This is a genomic window from Rhodopseudomonas palustris (genome assembly GCF_003031265.1).
GTDB lineage: Bacteria > Pseudomonadota > Alphaproteobacteria > Rhizobiales > Xanthobacteraceae > Rhodopseudomonas > Rhodopseudomonas palustris_H.
The window spans coordinates 1883199-1904725 of the sequence record NZ_CP019966.1 but is presented as its reverse complement, the minus strand read 5'-3'; the positions used below and the strand labels follow the sequence as shown (position 1 = coordinate 1904725).

The 21527-nt window shown below is 64.8% G+C and carries 19 protein-coding genes; 7 read left to right on the top strand and 12 right to left on the bottom strand.

Annotated elements, in window-relative coordinates:
• Positions 1–113 precede the first annotated feature (113 nt).
• On the top strand, positions 114–893 hold the full coding sequence (locus RPPS3_RS08805) for an enoyl-CoA hydratase-related protein (RefSeq protein ID WP_107343737.1): 780 nt from the start codon (positions 114–116) through the stop codon (positions 891–893).
• Between the two features lie 328 nt (positions 894–1221).
• Here RPPS3_RS08805 and RPPS3_RS08800 read toward each other — a convergent pair whose 3' ends face one another.
• From RPPS3_RS08800 to RPPS3_RS08790, 3 genes are read right to left on the bottom strand one after another with little or no spacing between them, the layout of a single operon-like run.
• On the bottom strand, positions 1222–1596 hold the full coding sequence (locus tag RPPS3_RS08800) for a DUF6285 domain-containing protein (protein ID WP_107343736.1): 375 nt from the start codon (positions 1594–1596) through the stop codon (positions 1222–1224).
• Positions 1597–1614: 18 nt separating this feature from the next.
• Positions 1615–2610, bottom strand: a complete 996-nt coding sequence (locus RPPS3_RS08795; protein WP_107343735.1) for a phosphotransferase family protein — start codon at positions 2608–2610, stop codon at positions 1615–1617.
• A gap of 7 nt (positions 2611–2617) precedes the next feature.
• A complete protein-coding gene (locus RPPS3_RS08790; RefSeq protein ID WP_107343734.1) occupies positions 2618–3418 on the bottom strand; it encodes an enoyl-CoA hydratase/isomerase in 801 nt (266 codons plus the stop codon).
• A 167-nt stretch (positions 3419–3585) separates the two neighbouring features.
• Here RPPS3_RS08790 and RPPS3_RS08785 point away from each other — a divergent pair, with 167 nt between their 5' ends.
• Entirely contained in the window at positions 3586–4365 is a 780-nt protein-coding gene (locus RPPS3_RS08785; protein ID WP_011157263.1) for an SDR family NAD(P)-dependent oxidoreductase, read from the top strand.
• Positions 4366–4404: 39 nt separating this feature from the next.
• On the top strand, positions 4405–5919 hold the full coding sequence (locus RPPS3_RS08780; RefSeq protein ID WP_107343733.1) for an acetyl-CoA acetyltransferase: 1515 nt from the start codon (positions 4405–4407) through the stop codon (positions 5917–5919).
• A 168-nt stretch (positions 5920–6087) separates the two neighbouring features.
• Here RPPS3_RS08780 and RPPS3_RS08775 read toward each other — a convergent pair whose 3' ends face one another.
• The 9 genes from RPPS3_RS08775 to RPPS3_RS08735 all read right to left on the bottom strand — a co-directional run bounded on the left by RPPS3_RS08775 (position 6088) and on the right by RPPS3_RS08735 (position 17187).
• Positions 6088–7290 carry an efflux RND transporter periplasmic adaptor subunit gene (locus RPPS3_RS08775; protein ID WP_107343732.1) on the bottom strand — a complete coding sequence of 401 codons (1203 nt, stop codon included), beginning with the start codon at positions 7288–7290 and terminating at the stop codon, positions 6088–6090.
• The gene (locus tag RPPS3_RS08770) at positions 7280–10474 is read right to left on the bottom strand and encodes an efflux RND transporter permease subunit (protein ID WP_107343731.1); all 3195 of its coding nucleotides are present in this window, start codon (positions 10472–10474) and stop codon (positions 7280–7282) included. The genes RPPS3_RS08775 and RPPS3_RS08770 overlap by 11 nt, the downstream gene beginning before the upstream one ends.
• A 213-nt stretch (positions 10475–10687) precedes the next feature.
• A complete protein-coding gene (otnI, locus tag RPPS3_RS08765; protein ID WP_107343730.1) occupies positions 10688–11467 on the bottom strand; it encodes a 2-oxo-tetronate isomerase in 780 nt (259 codons plus the stop codon).
• A 186-nt stretch (positions 11468–11653) separates the two neighbouring features.
• Positions 11654–12358, bottom strand: a complete 705-nt coding sequence (locus RPPS3_RS08760; RefSeq protein ID WP_107343729.1) for an ABC transporter ATP-binding protein — start codon at positions 12356–12358, stop codon at positions 11654–11656.
• Entirely contained in the window at positions 12342–13076 is a 735-nt protein-coding gene (locus RPPS3_RS08755) for an ABC transporter ATP-binding protein (protein ID WP_107343728.1), read from the bottom strand. The genes RPPS3_RS08760 and RPPS3_RS08755 overlap by 17 nt, the downstream gene beginning before the upstream one ends.
• Positions 13073–14059 (bottom strand): branched-chain amino acid ABC transporter permease, encoded by a 987-nt coding sequence (locus RPPS3_RS08750; protein WP_107343727.1) that lies wholly within the window; start codon positions 14057–14059, stop codon positions 13073–13075. The genes RPPS3_RS08755 and RPPS3_RS08750 overlap by 4 nt, the downstream gene beginning before the upstream one ends.
• Positions 14059–14937 (bottom strand): branched-chain amino acid ABC transporter permease, encoded by an 879-nt coding sequence (locus tag RPPS3_RS08745; protein ID WP_107343726.1) that lies wholly within the window; start codon positions 14935–14937, stop codon positions 14059–14061. Before RPPS3_RS08745 ends, RPPS3_RS08750 begins: the two co-directional genes overlap by 1 nt.
• A gap of 126 nt (positions 14938–15063) precedes the next feature.
• Complete coding sequence (locus RPPS3_RS08740; protein ID WP_107343725.1) at positions 15064–16311, bottom strand: ABC transporter substrate-binding protein; 1248 nt, start codon at positions 16309–16311, stop codon at positions 15064–15066.
• A 57-nt stretch (positions 16312–16368) separates the two neighbouring features.
• Positions 16369–17187: a putative hydro-lyase gene (locus RPPS3_RS08735; RefSeq protein WP_107343724.1), complete on the bottom strand. Its 819-nt coding sequence runs from the start codon at positions 17185–17187 to the stop codon at positions 16369–16371.
• A gap of 115 nt (positions 17188–17302) precedes the next feature.
• Between RPPS3_RS08735 and RPPS3_RS08730 the strand changes: the two genes are divergently transcribed.
• The 4 genes from RPPS3_RS08730 (at position 17303) to RPPS3_RS08715 (ending at position 21505) form a co-directional block, all read left to right on the top strand.
• Positions 17303–18253 carry a LysR family transcriptional regulator gene (locus RPPS3_RS08730; protein WP_107343723.1) on the top strand — a complete coding sequence of 317 codons (951 nt, stop codon included), beginning with the start codon at positions 17303–17305 and terminating at the stop codon, positions 18251–18253.
• Positions 18254–18322: 69 nt separating this feature from the next.
• Positions 18323–19573, top strand: a complete 1251-nt coding sequence (locus RPPS3_RS08725; protein ID WP_107343722.1) for a Zn-dependent hydrolase — start codon at positions 18323–18325, stop codon at positions 19571–19573.
• A gap of 38 nt (positions 19574–19611) precedes the next feature.
• On the top strand, positions 19612–20526 hold the full coding sequence (locus tag RPPS3_RS08720) for an NAD(P)-dependent oxidoreductase (protein WP_107343721.1): 915 nt from the start codon (positions 19612–19614) through the stop codon (positions 20524–20526).
• A gap of 142 nt (positions 20527–20668) precedes the next feature.
• A complete protein-coding gene (locus RPPS3_RS08715) occupies positions 20669–21505 on the top strand; it encodes a hypothetical protein (protein ID WP_107343720.1) in 837 nt (278 codons plus the stop codon).
• The last annotated feature ends 22 nt before the right edge of the window (positions 21506–21527 follow it).

Genomic DNA, 21527 nt, shown 5'->3' with positions numbered 1-21527 from the left:
AGTCTTCGTGTTGTTGTTGATCTTGTTAAGCGACCGATTAACATGCGCCGCACACGACAAGTCAAGCGCGCTTCAGCCGCACCAATTCTGTCCAACGAAAAAAGGAAACGCCGATGGCGCTGCAATTCTCCACCGTTACCCGCAAGGGCCCGATTACCATCGTCACGCTGTCGCGGCCGGAAGTTTACAACGCGCTACATACCGATGCGCACTACGAACTCGAAGGCGTGTTCAACGAGTTCGCCGCCGATCCCGAGCAATGGGTGGCGATCGTCACTGGCACCGGCGACAAAGCGTTCTGCGCCGGCAACGATCTGAAGTGGCAAGCGAGTGGCGGCAAGCGCGGCTGGGGCGAGAGCGGCTTCGGCGGACTGACCTCGCGGTTCGATTGCGACAAGCCGATCATCGCCGCGGTCAACGGCGTGGCGATGGGCGGCGGCTTCGAGATCGCGCTCGCCTGCGATCTGATCATCGCGGCGGAGAACGCCACCTTCGCGTTGCCTGAACCGCGCGTCGGGCTCGCCGCCCTTGCCGGCGGTCTGCACCGCCTCCCCCGCCAGATCGGGCTCAAGCGCGCGATGGGCATGATCCTCACCGCCCGTCACGTCCCCGCCCGCGAGGGCCTGGAACTCGGTTTCGTCAACGAAGTGGTGCCACAAGGCGAAGCGCTCGCGGCCGCCGAGCGCTGGGCCGAGACGATCTGCAAGAACTCGCCGATGTCGATCCGGGCCTCGAAGCAAACCCTGATGCGCGGCCTCGACGTCTCGCTGCCCCAAGCGATCGCCGAACAGCGCGACTATCCGGCAGTCAAGGCGATGGTGGCGTCGCAGGACTATATCGAAGGCCCGAAGGCGTTCTCGGAAAAGCGCGCGCCGAACTGGCAGGGCAAGTAGTTCGTTCGCCGCGCAGCCTCTTTCGTCATTGCGAGGAGCGCAGCGACGAAGCAATCCAGCCCCGTGCGCGACGCTGGATTGCTTCGCTTCGCTCGCAATGACGAAGGATCACCTCTCGTTCGTCAGTCTGGGGCGCGAGCGCAGCTCGCGAACCCGGAATCCATACGCCGCAGCATTGGTGGCACTGGCGCGGCGGGAGATCGACGCTGTTAGTAAGACGATGGCACAGGGGTTATAGATTCCGGGCTCGCGCTACGCGCGCCCCGGAATGACGAACGATAGGTCGTTGATCGCGGCGACGCCGTGGCTGTCTTCGCTCAGTCGATGCCTACTTCTGTTCCAGCTCCCGCCGATAGCTCGCGTAGTTCGGCTGGTCGACGGCCAGCTTGGCCAGCGTGGTGCGCCACAGATGGCCCTTGACGCCGGGCGTCGACAGGTCGACCGAGCCGGTGGCGATACGGTCGGCGAGCTCGGCGTTGAGGTTGAACAGCGAGCCGTCGTGGCCGAGCAGCGCGCGCAAGCTGGCGTGTTCTTCGGCGTCGCTTTCGTTCGATAGCGCCAGTTGCCGCGTCACCAGATCGAGCGCGTTGATGCCGACCCTTAACTTGAACGCGGCATGGCCTGAAATCTGCGGAACGATCTGCTCGCGCAGAAAGTCCGCCACCGCCTTGATCAGTTCGTCCGGCCTCGGTTCGTCCTGCATCGCTGCCTCGTTGAATGATTAGTTGCGCGGCGCCAGCAGCCGCAGCAGATCGATCTCGGTTTCAGACGAGCGACGACCGATCATCGCGCGCTCCATCGAATGATCGGGGTCTTCCCGGAACCGACGCATCATGCCGCAGCACATGATGCCCCAGCGCAGCGTGCCCATCACTTCCCAGAACTTGACCCGCGCTTCGTCGACATGTCCGCCCGCGGCTTCGTAGCCGGCGAACATCTCCTCGCGCGAACCGAGCCCGCCGACCGGCTTGTCGATCTCGCCGAACCGCCATGAATTCACGCAGATCCAGCCGAGGTCCTCCATCGGATCGCCGCGATGCGCCAGCTCCCAATCCAGCACGGCGCGCACGCCGTCCGGACCGATGATCAGATTGCCGTGGCGAAAATCGCCATGTACCAGGGTGATCGCTTTCGACACGCCGGGATCGTGATCGGCGAGCCAGCGCAGCGCCAGTTCGAACACCGGCCGCGGCCACTCGTAAGAGCGATAGTCGTCGCGCAACAGGCCGATCTCTTCGGTCGAGCTGATCGTCCGCAGCGACGGCAGCGCGGCGCTGTCGATGCCGTGCAGACCGGCGAGGATCGAGCCGATCTGCCGAGCCAGCTTCGGGCGTGCTACGGCAAACTCCGCATCCCGCAGGATCTTGCGCGGGATGGTTTCGCCATCGACACGCCGCATCACGAAGCCGGCGCCAAGGGCGTCGGCTTCAGCGAGGACGTGCAGCACCTGCGGCGACGGCACGCCGGCCTCATAGGCGAGCCGCATCAGTTCGGCTTCGACATCGAGACCCGCGGCACGTCCGGAAACGCTGCCATAGCCCGGCGGCGAGCGGCGCAGGATCGCTGCGACGTCGCCGTCCGGCCGCTCGATCACGAACGACCAAGTCTCCTGACTCGCGCCGCCCGAGAGCTGCGCGAGCTCGCGAATCCCGGTCGCGCCAGTGCACCAACCGATCACGCTTTGCGTCAGCGCGTCGGCAATAGCTGCAGATGCCATGTCGGGCTTATTTGCCCTTGAACTGCGCCGGCCGCTTTTCGAGGAACGCACCGACGCCTTCCTTGAAGTCGTCGGTGGAGCCGGCGACGCGCTGGCATTCGAATTCGAGGTTGAGTTGCTCCTCGAACGAGTTCTCCGGCGAGTCCCAGTACATCTTGCGGATCAGCGACAGCGCCACGGTGGGGCCGTTGGCGAGGTCCTGGGCGAGCTTCATGGTTTCGGTCCACAGCTCTGCGTCCTCGTAGACGCGATTGACGAGGCCCCATTCCAGCGCCTTGTCGGCCGGCAGCTTCTCACCAAGCAGCGACAGCTCGACCGAGCGAGCCTTGCCGACCAGCCGCGGCAGCAGCCAGGTCGAGCCGCAATCCGGTACCAGGCCGATGCGGCGGAACGCCTGCAGGAAGTACGACGATTTGGCGCACAGGATCATGTCGCCCATCAGCGCGAAGCTCATGCCGGCGCCCGCGGCCGGACCGTTCACCGAGGTGACGATCGGGCAATGCAGCTTGCGCAGCCTGCGCAGGAACGGATGGAACGCGGTCTCGAGCGCCGCGCCGGCGCCCTTGCCGCTCTGGCTCATGTTGTTGCCGGAGTTGCGGCCCTGCAGATTCGCGCCGGTGCAGAACGCGCGGCCGGCACCGGTGATCACCAGGCAGCGCACTTCCGCGCGCTTGTCTTCGATCGCGTCGAGCGCTTCGCCGAGTCCACCGAGCATGTCGATCGACACCGCGTTCATCACTTCCTGATGATCGAGTTTCAGGATCGCAACGGGACCGTCGAAATCGAGCGTGACGTGTTTGAACTGCATTGTTTCCTCGCGCTATCGGTTCGCGGTTATTCCGCGCTGTGGAAGGGCTTCACGACGTGAGGCCATATTTGATTTTTGCGACGCGCTTGTCCATGGTCCAGCATCGATCACAGCGCGTGCCCGGCTCGCACGGTGTAGCGCGCAACAAACAAAAATGGAAACGCTGGATGAGCATTTTCGATCTGAGCGGCCGCGTCGCGGTCGTCACCGGGGGCAACGGTGGCATCGGCCTCGGCATGGCACAAGCGCTGGCCGCGGCGGGCTGCAACGTCTCGATCTGGGGTCGTAACGCGGTCAAGAATCACGCCGCGCTCGCCACCATGGCGAACGCGCCCGGCAAGGTCGAAGCTCAGATCTGCGACGTCACCGATCCGGCTTCGGTGAAGGCCGCGATGGATGCGACGCTGAAGGCGTTCGGCCGTGTCGATGGTTGCTTCGCCAATGCCGGCATCGGCGGCGGCGGCCGGCAGGCCTTTATCGACCGCACCGAGGAGCAGTGGCGCTCGATGTTCGCCACCAATCTCGACGGCGTCTTCCACGCCTTCCAGGCAGCAGCGCGGCACATGACCGAGCGCGCTGCTGACGGCGATCCTTTCGGCCGGCTGGTGGCGACCTCGAGCCTTGCCTCGATCTTCGGCACTGCGCGCAACGAGCACTACGCAGCCACCAAGGCGGCGATCAATGCGCTGGTACGTGCGCTCGCGGTTGAACTCGCGCGCTATGGCGTCACCGCCAATGCGATCCTGCCGGGCTGGATCAAGAGCGACATGACCGCCGGCATCATGGGCAACGATAAGTTCGTCGCCAATGTGATGCCGCGGATTCCGGTGCGGCGGTTCGGCGAGCCGGAAGACTTCGGCGGCATCGCGGTGTATCTGATGAGCAAGGCGTCGTCGTATCACACCGCCGATACCTTCGTGATCGACGGCGGCTACACCGCGTTCTAACGACACCCTCACCAACCTTCGATCAATAAGAAGCAAGAAATGCCGACCACGCTCCCGCCCGAACGCATTCCCGTCATCGCCGGTGTCGGCGAAATTGCCGACCACCCCCAGGACATCGCGCAAGGGCTGGAGCCGCTGGCGCTGCTCGAAGCCGCCGTGCAACGCGCCGGCAACGACAGCGCCGCGAGCCTGCTGCCGCAGATCGACTCGCTCGACATCGTCAACTTCCTGAGCTGGCGCTATCACGCGCCGGCCGAACAACTCGCGACACGGCTCGGCATCGCGCCGCGTCACTGTTTCTACGGGCCGGTCGGCGGCGAGAGCCCGATCCGCTTCATTCACGAAGCCGCACTGCGGATCGCCCGCGGCGAAGCACACATCGCCGTGGTCTGCGGCGCCGAGGCGCAGTCGACCGCGACCAAGGCTGCGCGGGCCAAGCTCGACCTGCCGTGGACACCGTTCGCCCACGATGCGCCCGAGCCAAAGCGCGGCGCAGCGTTCCAGCAGCCGATCGCCTCGACCCTCGGGGTCGCACGGCCGATCACGGTGTATCCGTTGTATGAGGCCGCCACCGCGGCGCATTGGGGCCAGACACCGCGGCAGGCGCTCGACGAATCCGGCGTTCTATGGTCGCGCTATGCGGCCGCAGCGGCGCGCAATCCGAACGCCTGGATCAAGCGCGGCTTCGCACCGCACGAGATCACCACGCCTTCGTCCGACAATCGGCTGATCGCCTGGCCCTACACCAAGCTGATGGTCGCCAATCCGAGCGTCAATCTCGGCGCCGCGGTGCTGCTGACCTCACTGGCCAAGGCGCGGGAAGCCGGCATTCCCGAGGACAAGCTGATCTACATCCACGGCGGCGCTGCGGCCGAAGAGCCGCGTGATTATCTCGCCCGCGATCAGTTCGTGCAGAGCCACGCCCAGAACGCGGTGCTGGAGACCATCAAAGCGATGGTGGGCGGCGACGGCCGCGCCTTCGACGCGATCGAGCTGTACTCGTGCTTCCCGGTGGTGCCGAAGATGGCACGGCGCACGCTCGGTCTCGGCGACGACGTCGAGCCGACGGTGACCGGCGGCCTCACCTTCTTCGGGGCGCCGCTCAACACCTACATGACCCACGCCGCCTGCGCGATGGTGCGCCGCCTGCGCGACGGCGCCAAGCTCGGTCTGCTGTACGGCCAGGGCGGCTTCGTCACCAAGCATCACGGCCTGATCGTTTCGCGCACCCCACCGCTGCAAGCGCTGAGCGAGGACATCAGCGTGCAGACAAAGGCCGACGCGGCCTATGGCGCCGTGCCGCGCTTCGTTACCGAGGCTAGCGGTGACGGCACGGTCGAGACGTTCACGGTGATCTATGACGGTCGCGGCGAGGTCCAGCATGGCGTGGTGATGCTGCGCACCGCTGACGGCGCCCGCGCACTGGCGCGTGTGCCGGCGCAGGATCAGGCGACGCTGGCGTTCTTGACCAAGATGGACCGCAGCCCGGTCGGCACGCGCGGACCGATCGCCACGGCGGCCGATGGCGTACTGGAATGGCGGAACGCCGGTTAGTTAGGGCCTTCAGAGCGAGCGAGCCACCCCCCATCCACGTCATTGCGAGCGAAGCGAAGCAATCCAGGGACGCCGTGCACCGGGCTGGATTGCTTCGTCGCTGCGCTCCTCGCAATGACGGGGAGAGGTCTTGTCCAATCTCAAAAGTGCGGGATCGAACGCAGCGCCCTACCCCTTCACGTCCTGCTTTTCCGACGCCGTCGGCTTGCCGGCCTTGGCAGCATCGTCGGCCACGACGCGCACCTTCTCACCGTTGGCGATGCCGTCCGGCGGCGCGATAATGATGCGGTCATCGGCGGTGAGACCGGCCGACAGCTCGATCTCGCGGCCAAGGTCGCGGGCGATGGTGACGGGCTTGAGCTGCACACGATCATCCGGGCCGACCGTCGCAACACGCAGCCCGCTGCGGTTGAAGATCAGCGCAGACGCGGGAATGTGTAGCGGCGCAGAATCGCGAGCGAGCGCGAGCTTCACGTTGGCGAAGCCGCCCGGCAACAGTTCGCCCTTGGCGTTGTCGAGCCCAAGTTGAATCCGCATCGTGCCGGAGGCGACGTCCACCGCCTGCGAGGACGCTTCAACCGTCGCCGGGAAGGTGCGGCCCGGATATTCCGGCAGCGCGATCACGGCCTTGCCGCCGATCCGCACCAGCGGCGCGTAGTTCTGCGGCACGTTGACGTAGACGCGCAGCTTGGCGATATCCGAGACCACGAACATCGCGGGCCCTGAGCTGGAGCCGGCGTTGATCAGCGCGCCGACGTCGGTATTGCGCTCGGTGACGATGCCGTCGAACGGCGCGGTGATCTTCTTATAGCCGGCAAGCGCTTCGAGCCGTTCGACATTGGCTTGGCCGGAGTTCACCGCAGCTTTCTTGGCGGCAAGGTCCGCGGTGCGTTCGTCGATTTCCTGCGCCGAGACGAAATTCGAGGCCACCAGCGTCTTGCGGCGGTTCAGCGTCGCTTCCGACAGCTTCGCGCTCGCCTGCTGGCTGGCGAGATCGGCACGGGCCTGCAGCAATTGCTGGTCAAGGTCCGGCGCCTCGATCTCCGCGATCACCTCACCGGCCTTCACCTTGGCGCCGATATCGGCGCTCCAGCTTTTCACGTAGCCGGAGACGCGGGCGTAGATCGGCGCGCGCGAATAGGCCTCCAGACGGCCCGGCAGGTCGAGCGTCGTGGTCGGCACCTTGCCGTCCGGCCGCGTCACCGCCACGCTGGAAATCGCCTGTTCATCGGTCCAGGTCCGCAGCTCGGCACTGCTCTTCTCGCGAGCGCTGATGCCGGTGACGACGATCGCCACCGCGCCGCAGGCCAGCACCACGCCGGCGATGCCAAGACCGCGACGGGATCTACGCGGCGGTTGATCAGTGGGCATGCGACATCTCCGGAGCAGGCGCGGCATCGGACGCCGGCTGTTTCTTGTGAACCATGCTGAAAACCACCGGCACGAACATCAGCGTCGCGAACGTCGCGAACAGCAGACCGCCAATCACGGCACGGCCGAGCGGCGCGTTCTGCTCGCCGCCCTCGCCGAGGCCCAGCGCCATCGGCGCCATGCCGATGATCATCGCCAGCGCCGTCATCAGCACCGGACGGAACCGGACGAAGCCGGACTCCAGCGCAGCCTGCACCGGGTCGCCAAGCACCGCATAGCGCTCGCGCGCGAAGGAGATCACCAGCACGCTGTTGGCGGTGGCAACGCCCATGCACATGATCGCACCGGTGAGCGCCGGCACCGACAACGTGGTGCCGGTCGCGAACAGCATCCAGACGATGCCGGCAAGCGCCGCCGGCAGCGCGGTGATGATCACGAACGGGTCGGCCCAGGACTGGAAGTTGACGACGATCAGCAGATAGATGAGCACGATCGCGCCGAGCAGGCCGAACAGCAGCCCGGCGAACGCGCTGTTCATGGTCTCGACCTGGCCGAGCAAAACGACCGATGAGCCCTTCGGCACCTCGGCCTTGGTCTCGTCGATCACCTTGCGAATATCGGCCGACACCGCACCGAGGTCGCGCCCCTGCGTGGTGGCGAATATCTGCACGATCGACTGGATGTCGTATTGCGACACTACGGCATTGCCGGCGGAGCGCTTGATCTCCGCAAGGCCGCCAAGGATCGGCGCGCCAGCCGCGGCCGTACCGGATGCCGAGACCGGAATGGTCTCGAGCTTGCTCAGCGAGTCGACGTGATACTGCGGCGTCTGCATCACGATCGAATACGACACGCCGTTCTCGGGATTGAGATAATAAGTCGGCGCCACCTGCGACGAACCGGCCAGATTGACGACGAGGCTGTTGGTGACGTCACGCTCGGTCAGGCCGACATATTGGGCGCGGGTGCGGTCGACGTCGATGTTGAAGGTCGGGTTGTTGGGCGACTGCTGAATGCGGGCATCGGCGACGCCCGGGATACGTTTGATCTTGGCCAGCAGCTTGCCGGCATAATCGAAGTTCGCCGGCAAGTTGGCGCCGCGGATCTGCAGATCGATCGGCGCCGGCGCGCCGAAATTGAGGATCTGGCTGACGATATCGGCAGGCAGGAACGCGAAGGTCATGCCCGGGAACTGCCGAGGAAGCTGCTCCCTCAGGATCTTCACATACTCCGCGGTCGGCCGGTGCTCGCCCTTCAGCTTGATCTGGATATCGGCATCCTGGGTGCCGATCACCCCGGTGTTGTTGTAGGTGAGATTGATGCCCGAGATCGGCATGCCGATGTTGTCGGTCAGGGTCTCGATCTGATCCGGCGGAATGATCTTGCGGACCGCCTTCTGCACCTCGGCGAGCTGATTGGCGGTCTCCTCGATCCGGGTACCGACCTGGGTGCGGACATGCATCAGGATCTGTCCGGCATCGACCGAGGGAAAGAAGTTGCGGCCGAGATACGGCACCAGCGCAAACGACAGCGCGACCACGCCGAGGAAGCCGGCGACGAATACCCGGCGATGCCCCATCGCCAGGGTCAGCAGATCACCATAGCCGTGACGAAACCGGGCAAACACACCTTCGAACGCTTGCTGAAAGCGCACCAGCGGATTGCGCGAAGGCTTCCGGCCCGAGAGGCTGTCGTGATGGACGTGCGGATTCAGCAGATACTTGGCCATCGTCGGCACCAGCGTGCGCGACAGCAGAAACGACCAAGCCATCGCGAACATCACCGCTTCGGCCATCGGCACGAACAGATAGCGCGCGACGCCCTGCAGGAAGAACATCGGCACGAACACGATGCAGATGCACAGCAGCGAGACGAAGGCCGGCGTCACGATCTGGTTGGCACCGTCGAGAATCGCTGGCTCGACCTCCTTGCCCTGCTCCAAATGCCAATTGATGTTCTCGATCGTCACCGTGGCGTCGTCGACCAGGATGCCGACCGCGAGCGCGAGGCCGCCGAGCGTCATGATGTTCAGCGTCTCGCCGATCGCTGACAGGCAGATGATGGCGCCGAGTACAGACAGCGGGATCGACACTGCGATGATGATCGTCGATCGCCAGCTGCCCAGGAACAGCAGAATCATCACGCTGGTCAGCAGCGCCGCGATCACGCCCTCGACGGCGACGCCGGTGATGGCACCGCGAACGAACACCGACTGGTCGCCGATCAGTGCAATCTTCAGCGACTCCGGCATGGCGTCTTTGACATCGACGATCTTCTGCTTGATGCCGGCGATGATATCGAGCGTCGACACCGCGCCGGCCTTCAGCACCATCATCAGCACCGAGCGGTTGCCGTCGACATGCACGATGTTGGTCTGCGGCGGGTTGCCGTCGCGCACCGAGGCGACGTCGCGGATGTAGACCATCGCGCCGCCGACAGCTTTGATCGGCAGATTGCCGAGCTCCTCGATCTTCAGCGGCGAGTTGTTGAGCTGGATGATGTACTCGAACTCGCCGATCTTCTGGGTGCCGACCGGGGTGATCAGGTTCTGTGCGGCGAGCGCGTTGGCGACGTCCTGCCCCGACAGTCCCCGCGCCTGCAGGGCACTTGGATCGAGGTCGATCTGGATCTGGCGCTGCTTGCCGCCGAACGGCCATGGGATCGCCGCGCCGGGCACGGTCACCAGCGGGGTGCGGAGCTGATTGATCGCGAGGTCGGCAAGACTCTGTTCCGTCATCCCCTCGCCCGACAGCGCCAGCTGCAGGATCGGCACGGTGGAGGCGGAGTAGTTCAGGATCAACGGCGGCGTGGCGCCGGGCGGCATCTGCTTGAGCAGCGTCTGCGAGATCGCGGTGACCTGCGCATTCGCGGTGCGGATGTCGACATTGGGCTGGAAGAAGATCTTGACGATGCCGAACCCGCCATAGGAGTTCGCCACGATGTGCTCGATGTCGTTCACCGTGGTGGTGAGCGCGCGCTGAAACGGCGTCGTGATACGTCCGGCCATCTGATCCGGCGGCAGGCCGGTGTACTGCCAGACGACACCGATCACCGGGATACGGATTTCAGGAAAAATGTCGGTCGGGGTGCGGAGCGCCGCCAGCGGACCAACGATCAGCAGCAGCAGCGCCAACACCACGAACGTGTAGGGCCGGCTCAGTGCGATGCGGACCAGCGCGATCATTCGTCGGGTCGTCCCGGTCTTCTTGTTACGGAAAGGCCGCCTGCCCGGCGGGGCCCTTGTGTTGATTTATCGAAAGCCGCGCAATTAGCCAAGCGTCGCGCCGCCCGCGGCAACGCGACAAACTGCTGGGTCGCTCACTGTTGAGGGGTTTCCGCCGAGCGGTCACGACAGATTGATTGCAGTGCAGCAAACCGATGTGCGCTGGCGGTGCCGTCAGGTTCCGGCGCTATACGGCTTGAACCAGCCGAGGCCATCCTCGGTCTTGCCGCGCGGCCGATATTCGGCGCCGACGAAGCCGGCGTAACCGAGCCGATCGAGCTCGCCGAACAGGAACGGGTAGTTCAGTTCCTCGTCGTCCGGCTCATGCCGGGACGGCACGCTGGCAACCTGAATATGACCGATCACCGGCAGCATCTCGCGCAGCCGCGTGGTGACGTCGCCGTGCAGGATCTGGCAGTGATAGACGTCGAACTGCAGCTTCAGATTGGGAATGGCCATCTCACAGACAAGCGCGTGAGCATGGTCGACATCGTCGAGGAAGTAACCCGGCGCATCCCGATGATTCAGCGGCTCGATCAGCACGTCGATGCCATGCGGCGCAAAGAAGTGCGTCGCAACGGCTAGCGACCGCCGAAACGCCAGCGCGGCCGCGCCGTCGCGGCGGTCGGCATTGCCGGCGAGCAGATGCAGCCGCTTCACCCCGGTCGCGAGCGCATAAGGCAGCGCGGTGTGCAGGCTACGCTGGAGTTCGTCGAACCTGTCGGGCAGCGCCGCAAAGCCCTTCTCGCCGGCAGCCCAATCACCCGGCGGCAGGTTGAACAGCGCTTGAGTCAGCCCGAAGCGGCGCAACCGCTCGCCGATCGCATCCGGGTCGTGCTCATAAGGAAACAGAAACTCCACAGCCGTGAAGCCGGCTTTGGCAGCCGCCTCGAAGCGATCGAGGAAAGCGTATTCGGTGAACAGCAAACTGAGATTGGCGGCGAAGCGGGGCATTTGAGCGTCCCTCGGCATCCTTGGGTGCCCAAGAGATACAATGAATCCCATCATCCGTCATTGCGAGCGAAGCGAAGCAATCCAGGCCCGGTGCACTGACCTTCTGGATTGCTTCGTCGCTTTGCTCCTCGCAATGACGCGGAGAGATTGAGGCTCAACTCATGGCCAAACGTGCGAGGAGCTGGGCTAGAGCCCCAGATACGCCTTCCGGACGTCCGGGTTATCCATCAGCTCCGCGGCCTTGCCCTGCATTAGGACTCGGCCGGTCTGCAGGATGTAGGCGCGGTCGGCGATTTCGAGGCATTCGGCCATGCGCTGCTCGACGATCAGCACGGTCATGCCGGCGTCGCGGATTTTCTTCACCGACTGGAAGATCTCGCTGACCAGCTTGGGCATGATGCCCTGTGACGGCTCGTCGAGCATCAACAGGCGCGGCCGTGTCATCAGCGCCCGGCCGATCGCCAGCATTTGCTGCTCGCCGCCGCTCAATGTCTCGGCGCGCTGCTCCAGCCGCTCCTGCAGCCGGGGAAACAGGCTGAACACGAATTCCAACGGCTTCTCGCGGTCGGCTTCGCCGCGGTAGAGATAGCTCCCCAGCCGCAGATTGTCGTGCACCGAGAGGCGCGGAAACAACCGGCGGTTCTCCGGCACATAGGCGACGCCGCGCTTGGTGATCAGATGCTGCGGGACGCCGTCGAGCCGCTCGCCGTCGAACAGCACCTGGCCGGAACGGATCCGCTCGGCGCCGGCGATCGATTTCAGCAGCGTCGATTTACCTGCGCCGTTGGCGCCGGCGACGCAGACGATCTCGCCCTTCTCGACCTCGATCGAAACGTTCGAAATCGCAACCAGCCCTTTATAGGCGGTGGTGACCTCACGCACCGACAGCATGACGATCCCCAAGATAAGCAGTGATGACTTTCGGGTCGCGCACCACGTCGGCCGGCTTGCCTTCGGTGAGCACCTTGCCGAGGTCGAGAACGATGGCTCGGTCGACCAGCGGCATGACGATTTCCATGACGTGTTCGACCATCAGCACCGTGACGCCGGCGTTGCGCACACGGCGGACCAGTTCGACGCCCTTCTCCGCTTCGGTGGGCGTCAAGCCGGTGAGCACCTCGTCGAGCAGCAGCAGTTTCGGCTCGGTGGCGAGCGCGCGGGCGACTTCGAGCCGGCGCTTTTCCGAGGGAATGAGCTGGCTGGCGAGCACGTCGGCTCGCGCATCCAGGCCGCAGAACTTCAGCACCTCATGCGCCTTGCGCCGCGCTTCGCGCATCACCGTGGTGCGGATCAGCGCGCCGACGATGACGTTGTCGATCACCGTCATCGACTCGAAGCTCTTCACCACCTGGAAGGTCCGGCCGATGCCGCGGGCGCAGCGCGCGGTGGCCGGCAATTTGGTGACATCCTCGCCGTCGAAGATAATCGAGCCTTGGGTCGGCGGCAGCACGCCGGCGATCAGGTTGAACAGCGTCGACTTGCCGGCACCGTTCGGGCCGATCAGGCCGACGATCTCGCCGCGCCCGACCTTGATTGAGACGTCGCTGTTGGCGACGAGGCCACCGAAGCGCTGCCAGACGCCGCGGGTCTCCAGAAGTGTCTCGCTCATTGCGGCACTCCCTTGGAAGCCGGGCGGCGGGAGAACAGCCCGATCAAGCCTTCCGGCCGCGCCAGCGCGATCACCACGATCACGCTGCCATACAGGATAAGGTCGACGCCGCGTCCCGAGCCACCGACGAACGACCGCGTCAACTCGGTGAGCGGGATCAGGATCGCAGCGCCGAGCACCGGCCCCCACAGCGTGCCGATGCCACCGAGCACGGCGGGCAGCGCCATCAGCAGCGAGAACTGGAAGGTCATCACGCTTTCAGGATCGATGTAGGACACGAACATCGCGTAGAAGCTGCCGCCGACTGCGGTGAGGAACGCCGACACCGCGGCGGCGCCCATCTTGGAGTTGAACACCACCACGCCGAGGCTTTCGGCGGCATCCGGATTGTCCTTCACGGCGCGCCACCAGTAGCCCCATTTGGAGTCTTCCAGCCACCAGGTGATCAGCCAGGCGAGGCAGCAGAACACCAGGGCAAAGTAATAGTAAGGCAGCTTGCTCCGGGTGAACTGGAATTTGGCCCAGCTGTCGCCGCGCACCGGAATGTCGATGCCGAGCGCTGCACCCGCCCAGTCCCAATTGTGGAACAACAGGAAGCCGATCTCGGCGATCACGATGGTGGCGATGACGAAATAGTGGCCGCGCAGCCGGAAGGTCGGATAGCCGAGCGCCAGCGCGATCACCGAGGAGATGATGCCACCGCCGATCATGCCGAACCAGGGCAGCACGCCGAGCTTGGTGAACAACAGCGCCGTGGTGTAGGCGCCGAGACCGAAATACAGCGCGTGGCCGAGCGAGATCTGACCGCAGTAGCCGCCCAGGATGTTCCAGCCTTGCGATAAGGCCGCATACATCAGGGTCAGCACCATGATGTTCTGGACGTAGACGTCCTTGATGAACAGCGGCGCGCAGGCGGCGGCGGCGGCGAGCAGCGCGGCGACGATCAGGTCGCGGCGGCGGCGTTTGAGATAAGCCTCGTCCATCAGATCGATCCGAACAGGCCACGCGGCCGAATGAACACAACCAGGAGATAAACGGCGTAGATCCCGATCGACTTCAGCGACGGCGGCAGGATCATTGCGGTGGTCGCCTCGACCAGGCCGACGATGATGCCGCCGGCAAAAGCGCCGAACACGCTGCCGAAGCCCCCAAGCGCCACCGTGACGTAGGCGATCAGCGCGAACGAGGCGCCAACATCGGGATAGACGTAGAAGAAGATCGCCATCACGGCGCCGGCGAGCCCGATCAGGGCTGAGCCCAGCCCCCAGCCCAAGGCGAACACTTTATTTTTGTCGATGCCGACCAGCGCCACCGCGCCGGCGTCCTCTCGGGTCGCTTCCAAAGCACGGCCGAAGTCGGTCTTCTTCATAAAGAAGTACAGTGCACCGAACGCGGCAATCGAGACCAGCGCGCCTACCAACTGCGGCACCGGCAGAAACACGCCGCCGATCTCCAGCGTCTTGCCGCCGAGCCAGGAGACGTTGATGCTGCGATAGTCGGGGGTGAAGAAGTACTGCGCCAGGCCGCGCATCAGGATCGCAAGGCCGAAGGTCGTGAAGATCTGCACCATGCCGATATTGGCTCTGGCTCTCATCGCAAATCTGACGACCAATAGGTAGATCACCGCGCCGAATATGAACATCGCCGCCCCGACGAGTGGAGCGGCGAGGATCGGATCGATCGCGAAGAACGCGAAAAGGAAGAAGGTGATATACATCGCCAACATCAGGAATTCGCCGTGGGCGAAGTTGGTGACGTCCATCAGGCCAAAGATCAGAGCCAGGCCGACCGCGACCAAGCCGTACAGAAGTCCCATCAGCAGACCGCTGGCGAGAGACTGGATGATCGTCGCGGTGGTCAAAGTCCTCTCTCCGTCATTGCGAGCGAAGCGAAGCAATCCAAAACAGGAGCCCAGCGCTGGATTGCGTCGTCGCTAGGCTCCTCGCACAAACGGGCGCACCAAGGTGCGCCCGTTTCAACTCTTGCGTTACGGCATCGGCCAGATCGCGTCGGCGACCGCGGCCTGGGTGGGGAAGATGGTGACGAACTTGCCGCCGACATATTGCAGCAGCACCGGGTCGGCGAAGGTGTTCTGGCCGGTTTCGTCGAACTTGACGCGGCTCCACGGCATGATGGTCTGCTCGCCCGGCATGTCGGTGGCGGCCAGCGCGTCGCGGATCTTCTCGCCGTCGGTCGATTTGGCGCGGTTGATGGCGTCGGCCATCACGATCAGGCCCATGAACTGCCGCGACGAGTAATCGTTGAAGTCCTTGCCGGACTTCTCCTTGTACATGTCGTTGATCTTGCCGACCATCGGCCGCTTCTGTGCAAGGTCGATCGAGAACGAGCCCCGCGAGATCACGCCCGGGATCTTGTCGCCGACCGCGTCGTACAGCGCCTTCTCGGAGAAGCCGGCGTCCTGCGCTACGATGTTCTTGGCCTTGTAGCCGAGCTCACCCATGGTGCGGATCAACAGGATGCCGTCCGTGGTGTAGCTCGACGGCATCAGCACGTCGGCATCTGCGGCCTTGAGCTGCTGCACCTCGGCGGTGAGCGACGGCGAGTTGGCGCGATACTTGATGTCCGCCGCGATCTTGTAGCCACGCTCCTGCGCCAGCTTGAGCTGCGCGTTCGAGGAGTCGGTGCCGAAGATGGTGTCTTCGTGGAACAGTGCCAGCGTCTCGATCTTCTGGCCCTTCTTCTTCAGGGCATCGAAGAAGTCGAACATCGCCTGCGAGAACATCTCGTCGTGCGGAGCCGGCCGGAAATAATACTTCAGGCCGCGGCGATGCAGGCTCGGCGAGGAGTTGTCGGCCGAGAGGAACGGCACCTGATAGCGTTCGCAAACCTGGCTGACGGTGACCGCCACGGCGCTCTGGTAAGTGCCGACGATGGCGCAGACCTTCTCCTGAGTGATCAGCCGCTCGGCTTCGGCGCGGCCCTTCTGCGGATCGGCCTGATGGTCGGCGAATACGAGGCGGACCTTGGCGCCACCGAGCCCCGGAAGGCCCTCGCCGCGCGCCAGCGGCAGATCGAAATCGTACTTGTTGTTGATCAGGTCGGCCGCGGTCTGGAACGCCTTCTGCGCGTCGACGCCGATCTGGGCGCTCGCCCCCGACAACGGATAGATCACACCGATGACGACTTCCTTGGTCTCGGCCCGTGCCGTCGCGAACGGCAGCAAAGCGGCGCTGGCCGCGCCGCCGAGAACGAGGTTACGGCGATTGATCTTCATGACGTCTTCCTTTGCTACCAGCGTTGGGAGTGAAGCGGTCAGAGGTTCGGTTCGGCGTTACAGCACGGCAAGGTGCTTGTTCTTCAGGTCGGTGACAAGCATCAATCCGGGCGCGTGGGTAATGGCGAACGGGACTTTAGCGGCGGCAATCACCGCCTGGGGAGTGACACCGCAGGCCCAAAACACTGGTAATTCGTCGGAGCTGATTGGCACCGGATCGCCGTAGTCCGGCTTGGCGATCTCTGCGATCCCGATCGACTCTGGCAATCCGACATGCACCGGAGCGCCGTGAACGGAAGGAAAGCGCGAGGTAATCTGGATCGCCCGGATCGCGTCCTTCGGCTTCAGCGGCCGCATCGACACCACCATCGGCCCGGAGAACGGACCCGCCGGCGCGCACGGGATGTTGGTGCGATACATCGGCACCCGCACCTTCTCCTCGATATGGCGGATCGGGATGTCGTCGGCGAGCAGCGCTTCTTCGAACGAGAACGAGCAGCCGATCACAAAGGCGACCAGGTCGTCACGCCAATGTGCAAGAATGTCGGTCGGCTCCTCGGCCAGCTCGCCGTCCCGCCAGACCCGGTAGCGCGGCAGGTCGGTGCGGATGTCGAGGTCGATCCCGAGCGATGGAATCATCGGGTTGCCGACGTCAGACATACCGACGATCGGGCACGGCTTTGGGTTAAGCTGACAGAAGCGGTGGAAGGCGGCGGCGTATTTTTCCGGCAGGATCGCCAGGTTGCCCTGGACGAAACCGGGCGCCACACCGGCCGTCGTTTCAGCGAGTCCGGCCCGGCAGGCAAGCCGGACCTGATGGGAAGGAAGCGGCCTTTCGGCGTCGTGGAACTGCTGCCCTGCCGCAAAAACAGTCATTCGCTCATCCTGCCTAGTCTCTCGACAGTAGAGGAGCGGAAGCCTACTATAATGTCTAATCTTTGTTTCTGATCGGAAACAATAAACCTGCCTTATCGACCAAGGGAGTCGACCGATGGTGGACTTCAAAGCGCTCGAAACATTTATCTGGGTGGTCACACTCGGCAGCTTCCGCGGCGCGGCGCAGAAGCTGAACACAACCCAGCCGGCGATTTCGCAGCGGATCGCGCAACTGGAGCGGGAGCTCGGGGTGCGACTGCTGCAGCGCGACCACCGGGTCGCCTCGCCGACGCCGAGCGGCCGGCAGTTGATGCTGTATGCTGAAAAGCTGATCCGGCTGCGGACCGAGATGATGGCGGCAGTGAGCGATCAGTCGAGCATGCGCGGCGTGCTGCGGCTCGGCGTCGCCGAAACCATCGTCCACACCTGGCTGCCGCGGCTGATCGAGCAGGTGAACCGGGTCTATCCCAATCTGTCGCTGGAAATCGAAGTCGACATCACGCCCAACCTGCGCGCGCGGCTGCTCGCCCAGGAGATCGAGCTGGCGTTCCTGCTCGGCCCGATGACGGCCTCGACCGTGCGTAGCCGGGTGCTATGCGAATATCCGATCGGCTTCCTCGCCAGCCCGTCGCTCGGCCTCGGCAACGGTCCGCTGACTGTAGGGGATCTGGCGAAATTCCCGATCATCACCTTCCCGCGCAAAACGCAGCCTTATGAGATCGTGCGCTCGCTGTTCAATAAGCCGGAGCTGCCGCCGATCCGCCTGCATGCGTCGGCGTCGCTCGGCACGGTGATCCACATGGCGATCGAAGGACTCGGCATCGCGGTGATCCCGACCGCGATTGTCGAGAACGAACTCGCCGAAGGCCGGCTGCAATTGCTGCAGACCAACCTGAAAATCTCACCGCTGCGGTTCTCCGCCAGCTGGCTCGCCTCGCCCGACACGGTCGCGATCGAGCGCGTTGCCGAACTCGCAGCCGAGATCGCGCACACCGGCGGCTTCATGCCCGATCCTGCAATGCAGCTCCGCGATATTGCTCACGTCGTTGAACCGGCGATTGGTTGACGCGCGCCCAGCCGGCTTGACACACTTTCGTTCTGCCTCGCGCGTCCGCGCTGACTTTCCGGAGTGACTATGACCAAGACTGCCTCGAACCTGCAGATCGATTCCTCGCGGCTGTGGGACACCATCCTCGGCACCGCGCAGTTCGGCGGCACTCCGAAGGGCGGCGTCAAACGGCTGACGCTGTCGGCGGAAGACAAGCAGGTGCGGGATTGGTTTCGCCAGGCGTGCGAGCAGGCAGGGCTCGAGGTCAGCATCGATTCCCTCGGCAATATGTTCGCGCTGCGCAAGGGCCGTGACATGACCAAGCCGCCGATCGGCCTCGGCTCGCATCTCGATACTCAGCCGACCGGCGGCAAGTTTGACGGCATCCTCGGCACCCTCGCCGCCCTCGAAGTGATCCGGACACTCAACGACGCCGGCATCGAGACCGAGCTGCCGCTGTGCATCACCAACTGGACCAACGAAGAAGGCTCGCGGTTCGCTCCGGCAATGATGGGCTCGGCGGCGTTCGTCGGCGACTTCACGGTCGAGGACGTGCTGTCGCGCAAGGATGCAGCCGGCATCAGCGTCGCCGAGGCGCTCGACGGCATCGGCTATCGCGGCGACAAACCGGTCGGCGCCCAGCCGTTCACCGGGTTCATCGAACTGCACATCGAGCAGGGCCCGATCCTGGAAGCGGAAGGCAAGACCATCGGCGTGGTCGATCACGGTCAGGGCGTGCTGTGGTACGACGGCAAGATCACCGGCTTCGAAAGCCATGCCGGATCGACGCCGATGCATCTGCGCCGCGATGCGCTGGCGACGCTGTCGGAGATCGTGCTGGCGGTCGAAAAGATCGCGACCGAACTCGGTCCTAATGCCGTCGGCACCGTCGGCGAAGCGGTGATCGCCTCACCGTCGCGCAACGTCATTCCCGGCGAAATCGCCTTCACCATCGACATGCGCAGCGCCGACGCGGCGATCATGGATCAGCTCGACCAGCGGCTGCGCGCCGCGGTTGCCGAGATCGCGCCACGGCGCAAGGTCGAGGTCGCGCTCGATCTGGTGTGGCGCAAGGAGCCGACCCACTTCGATCCTGCCCTGGTCGGCAGCGTCGAGAACGCCGCCAACGCCCTCGGCTATCAGAACCGCCGCATCACTTCGGGCGCCGGCCACGATGCCTGCAATCTCAACACCCGAATTCCGACCGCAATGATCTTCGTGCCGTGCAAGGACGGCATCAGCCACAACGAGCTGGAAGACGCGACCCAGCCCGACTGCGCGGCCGGCGCCAACGTGCTGCTGCACACCGTGCTGTCGCTCGCCGGCGTCGCAAAGTAATCGCCGACAATACCAGCTGATTTCGGGGGGAGATCACAATGCACGCGGTGTTCGTCGACGCCAGCGATACGCTCGCCGAGCTGATGGAGCGCATGGCGACGCCCGGCGATCCACCGGTGAAGATCCACCGCAACCCGGACGTCATACCCGAGCAATTGCCGGATGTGCTGGCCGGCGCCGCCATCGCGATGATCGACCACACCTATCTGCCGACCGAAATCGCCCGGCGCTGCAGCGGGCTGAAGCACGTCGTGTTTCTCGGCACCGGCGCCCGGAGCTATATGAACGTCGAAGAGCTCGCCGAGCTCGGCATCGAGGTTCACCTGATCCGCGGCTACGGCGACACCGCGGTTGCAGAAGGGGCCATCGCGCTGATGTGGGCGGCGGCCCGTAATCTTGCGATCATGGATCGCGAGATGCGGCACGGGCAATGGCTGCGTGAAGACGGCATGCAGCTCACCGGCAAGACCCTCGGCCTGATCGGCTTCGGCGGCATCGGCGCCGAAGTAGCGCGGATCGCTTACGGCTCGGGCATGAAGGTGATCGCCTGGAACAGGAGCACGAAGCAGATCGACGGCGTCAGCTTCGTCGATCTCGACACCCTGCTGCGCGACAGCCACGTCGTTTCGATGCATCTGTTGCTCAATGACGAGACCCGCGGGTTCCTGTCGCGCCAGCGGATCGCCGCGATGCGGCCGGGCGCGATCCTGGTCAACACCGCGCGCGGCGCCCTCGTCGATGAGGCCGCGATGATCGACGCGCTGCGCTCGGGTCACCTCCGCCACGCGGCGCTCGACGTGTTCGACATCGAGCCGCTGCCCGCCGACCATCCCCTCACGGCGCTGCCTAACGTGACGCTCTCGGCGCATTCGGCCTTCCGTACCCCGGAGGCGAGCGAGAACCTGATCGAGGCGGCGCGCGCGCATTGCCGGCGGATCGCAGCCGCAAGCTAAGTCCTAACAACGGCAATCAATTACCGCAGAATGCGGGATAGGCGGCCCGCCTCCGCGAGAGCTGGCGCCTCTGCCTGATCCGAATCAACGGCACGCGAACTAAGTCTGTGCGATATTTAGCGAATCGCACGGAGTCATTCCCATGAAGGATTGGTACGCGGTCTTCGCCCTCGCTCTGGTCATCATCATCGGTTCTGCCGCCGGCCTCGTCGGCACGCTGGCGTTCCTGCTGGCCTTCTTCGTTACCTGGTACTTGCTCTCCGCGCGAGAACTGGGCTTCGCCCAGGCGCGGGCCGCGTTCGGCATTCGGTTCGATCCGCCGATCTGGACCCGCAGTAATTGGCTGTGGCTGGAGCGGTTGTTCAACGATAGCGACAAGCTGTTGAAGGCGGCTGCGGTCGCGATGATCGTGATGGCCAGCACGCTGATGGTCGGCGCGCCGATCACCTTGCTCGTGGCTGTCGTAATTGCAGCCTATCTCGCGTTCAGCATCCACCGCGACGGCCCCACGCCGCCGCGACGCGTAGTGCGAATTCACGATGCCGGCGCAGACGTCTCGGCACACGCGAACCGCAACACTCCGCTTCCTCCGCCCAACAACACGCAGAGCTCGGCAGTGCTGGCTCCGGTCATGACGCCGGTTCAGCCGGCAGCTGAGCCGGCCCCGCTCCTGCTGCGGACGTCGACCCGCATCGTCGCGCCGCGGCCGCGGGAGGTCACCAAGCCGCGGCCGTCGCAAAACCGCAGGCCCGTCGCGCGTGGCGCCCGTAAGGCGGCAAGCAAGCGTCAGCAGCGTAAAACGACGCGCAATCGGACTCGTCCACTTTCGCCGCTGCCCAGCCGCAAGCCCGGCTACGCGATCGCGCTGAAGCCGCGCCGCCCGCTCCGGCAGCCGCCGCAGATCCGGCAGCGACGGCGCGTCCGCAAGCCGATGACGCTGGTCCGGGCCAGCGCAGCAGGGGCGTCACCGACCCGCTGACGCCGGCTTCTGCGTGCTCCAC

Excerpts from the sequence above, each read along its gene's own strand:
- RPPS3_RS08805 (WP_107343737.1), top strand. The coding sequence starts at position 114 with ATGGCGCTGCAATTCTCCACCGTTACCCGCAAGGGCCCGATTACCATC.
- RPPS3_RS08800 (WP_107343736.1), bottom strand. The coding sequence starts at position 1,596 with ATGCAGGACGAACCGAGGCCGGACGAACTGATCAAGGCGGTGGCGGAC.
- RPPS3_RS08795 (WP_107343735.1), bottom strand. The coding sequence starts at position 2,610 with ATGGCATCTGCAGCTATTGCCGACGCGCTGACGCAAAGCGTGATCGGT.
- RPPS3_RS08790 (WP_107343734.1), bottom strand. The coding sequence starts at position 3,418 with ATGCAGTTCAAACACGTCACGCTCGATTTCGACGGTCCCGTTGCGATC.
- RPPS3_RS08785 (WP_011157263.1), top strand. The coding sequence starts at position 3,586 with ATGAGCATTTTCGATCTGAGCGGCCGCGTCGCGGTCGTCACCGGGGGC.
- RPPS3_RS08780 (WP_107343733.1), top strand. The coding sequence starts at position 4,405 with ATGCCGACCACGCTCCCGCCCGAACGCATTCCCGTCATCGCCGGTGTC.
- RPPS3_RS08775 (WP_107343732.1), bottom strand. The coding sequence starts at position 7,290 with ATGCCCACTGATCAACCGCCGCGTAGATCCCGTCGCGGTCTTGGCATC.
- RPPS3_RS08770 (WP_107343731.1), bottom strand. The coding sequence starts at position 10,474 with ATGATCGCGCTGGTCCGCATCGCACTGAGCCGGCCCTACACGTTCGTG.
- otnI (WP_107343730.1), bottom strand. The coding sequence starts at position 11,467 with ATGCCCCGCTTCGCCGCCAATCTCAGTTTGCTGTTCACCGAATACGCT.
- RPPS3_RS08760 (WP_107343729.1), bottom strand. The coding sequence starts at position 12,358 with ATGCTGTCGGTGCGTGAGGTCACCACCGCCTATAAAGGGCTGGTTGCG.
- RPPS3_RS08755 (WP_107343728.1), bottom strand. The coding sequence starts at position 13,076 with ATGAGCGAGACACTTCTGGAGACCCGCGGCGTCTGGCAGCGCTTCGGT.
- RPPS3_RS08750 (WP_107343727.1), bottom strand. The coding sequence starts at position 14,059 with ATGGACGAGGCTTATCTCAAACGCCGCCGCCGCGACCTGATCGTCGCC.
- RPPS3_RS08740 (WP_107343725.1), bottom strand. The coding sequence starts at position 16,311 with ATGAAGATCAATCGCCGTAACCTCGTTCTCGGCGGCGCGGCCAGCGCC.
- RPPS3_RS08735 (WP_107343724.1), bottom strand. The coding sequence starts at position 17,187 with ATGACTGTTTTTGCGGCAGGGCAGCAGTTCCACGACGCCGAAAGGCCG.
- RPPS3_RS08730 (WP_107343723.1), top strand. The coding sequence starts at position 17,303 with ATGGTGGACTTCAAAGCGCTCGAAACATTTATCTGGGTGGTCACACTC.
- RPPS3_RS08725 (WP_107343722.1), top strand. The coding sequence starts at position 18,323 with ATGACCAAGACTGCCTCGAACCTGCAGATCGATTCCTCGCGGCTGTGG.
- RPPS3_RS08720 (WP_107343721.1), top strand. The coding sequence starts at position 19,612 with ATGCACGCGGTGTTCGTCGACGCCAGCGATACGCTCGCCGAGCTGATG.
- RPPS3_RS08715 (WP_107343720.1), top strand. The coding sequence starts at position 20,669 with ATGAAGGATTGGTACGCGGTCTTCGCCCTCGCTCTGGTCATCATCATC.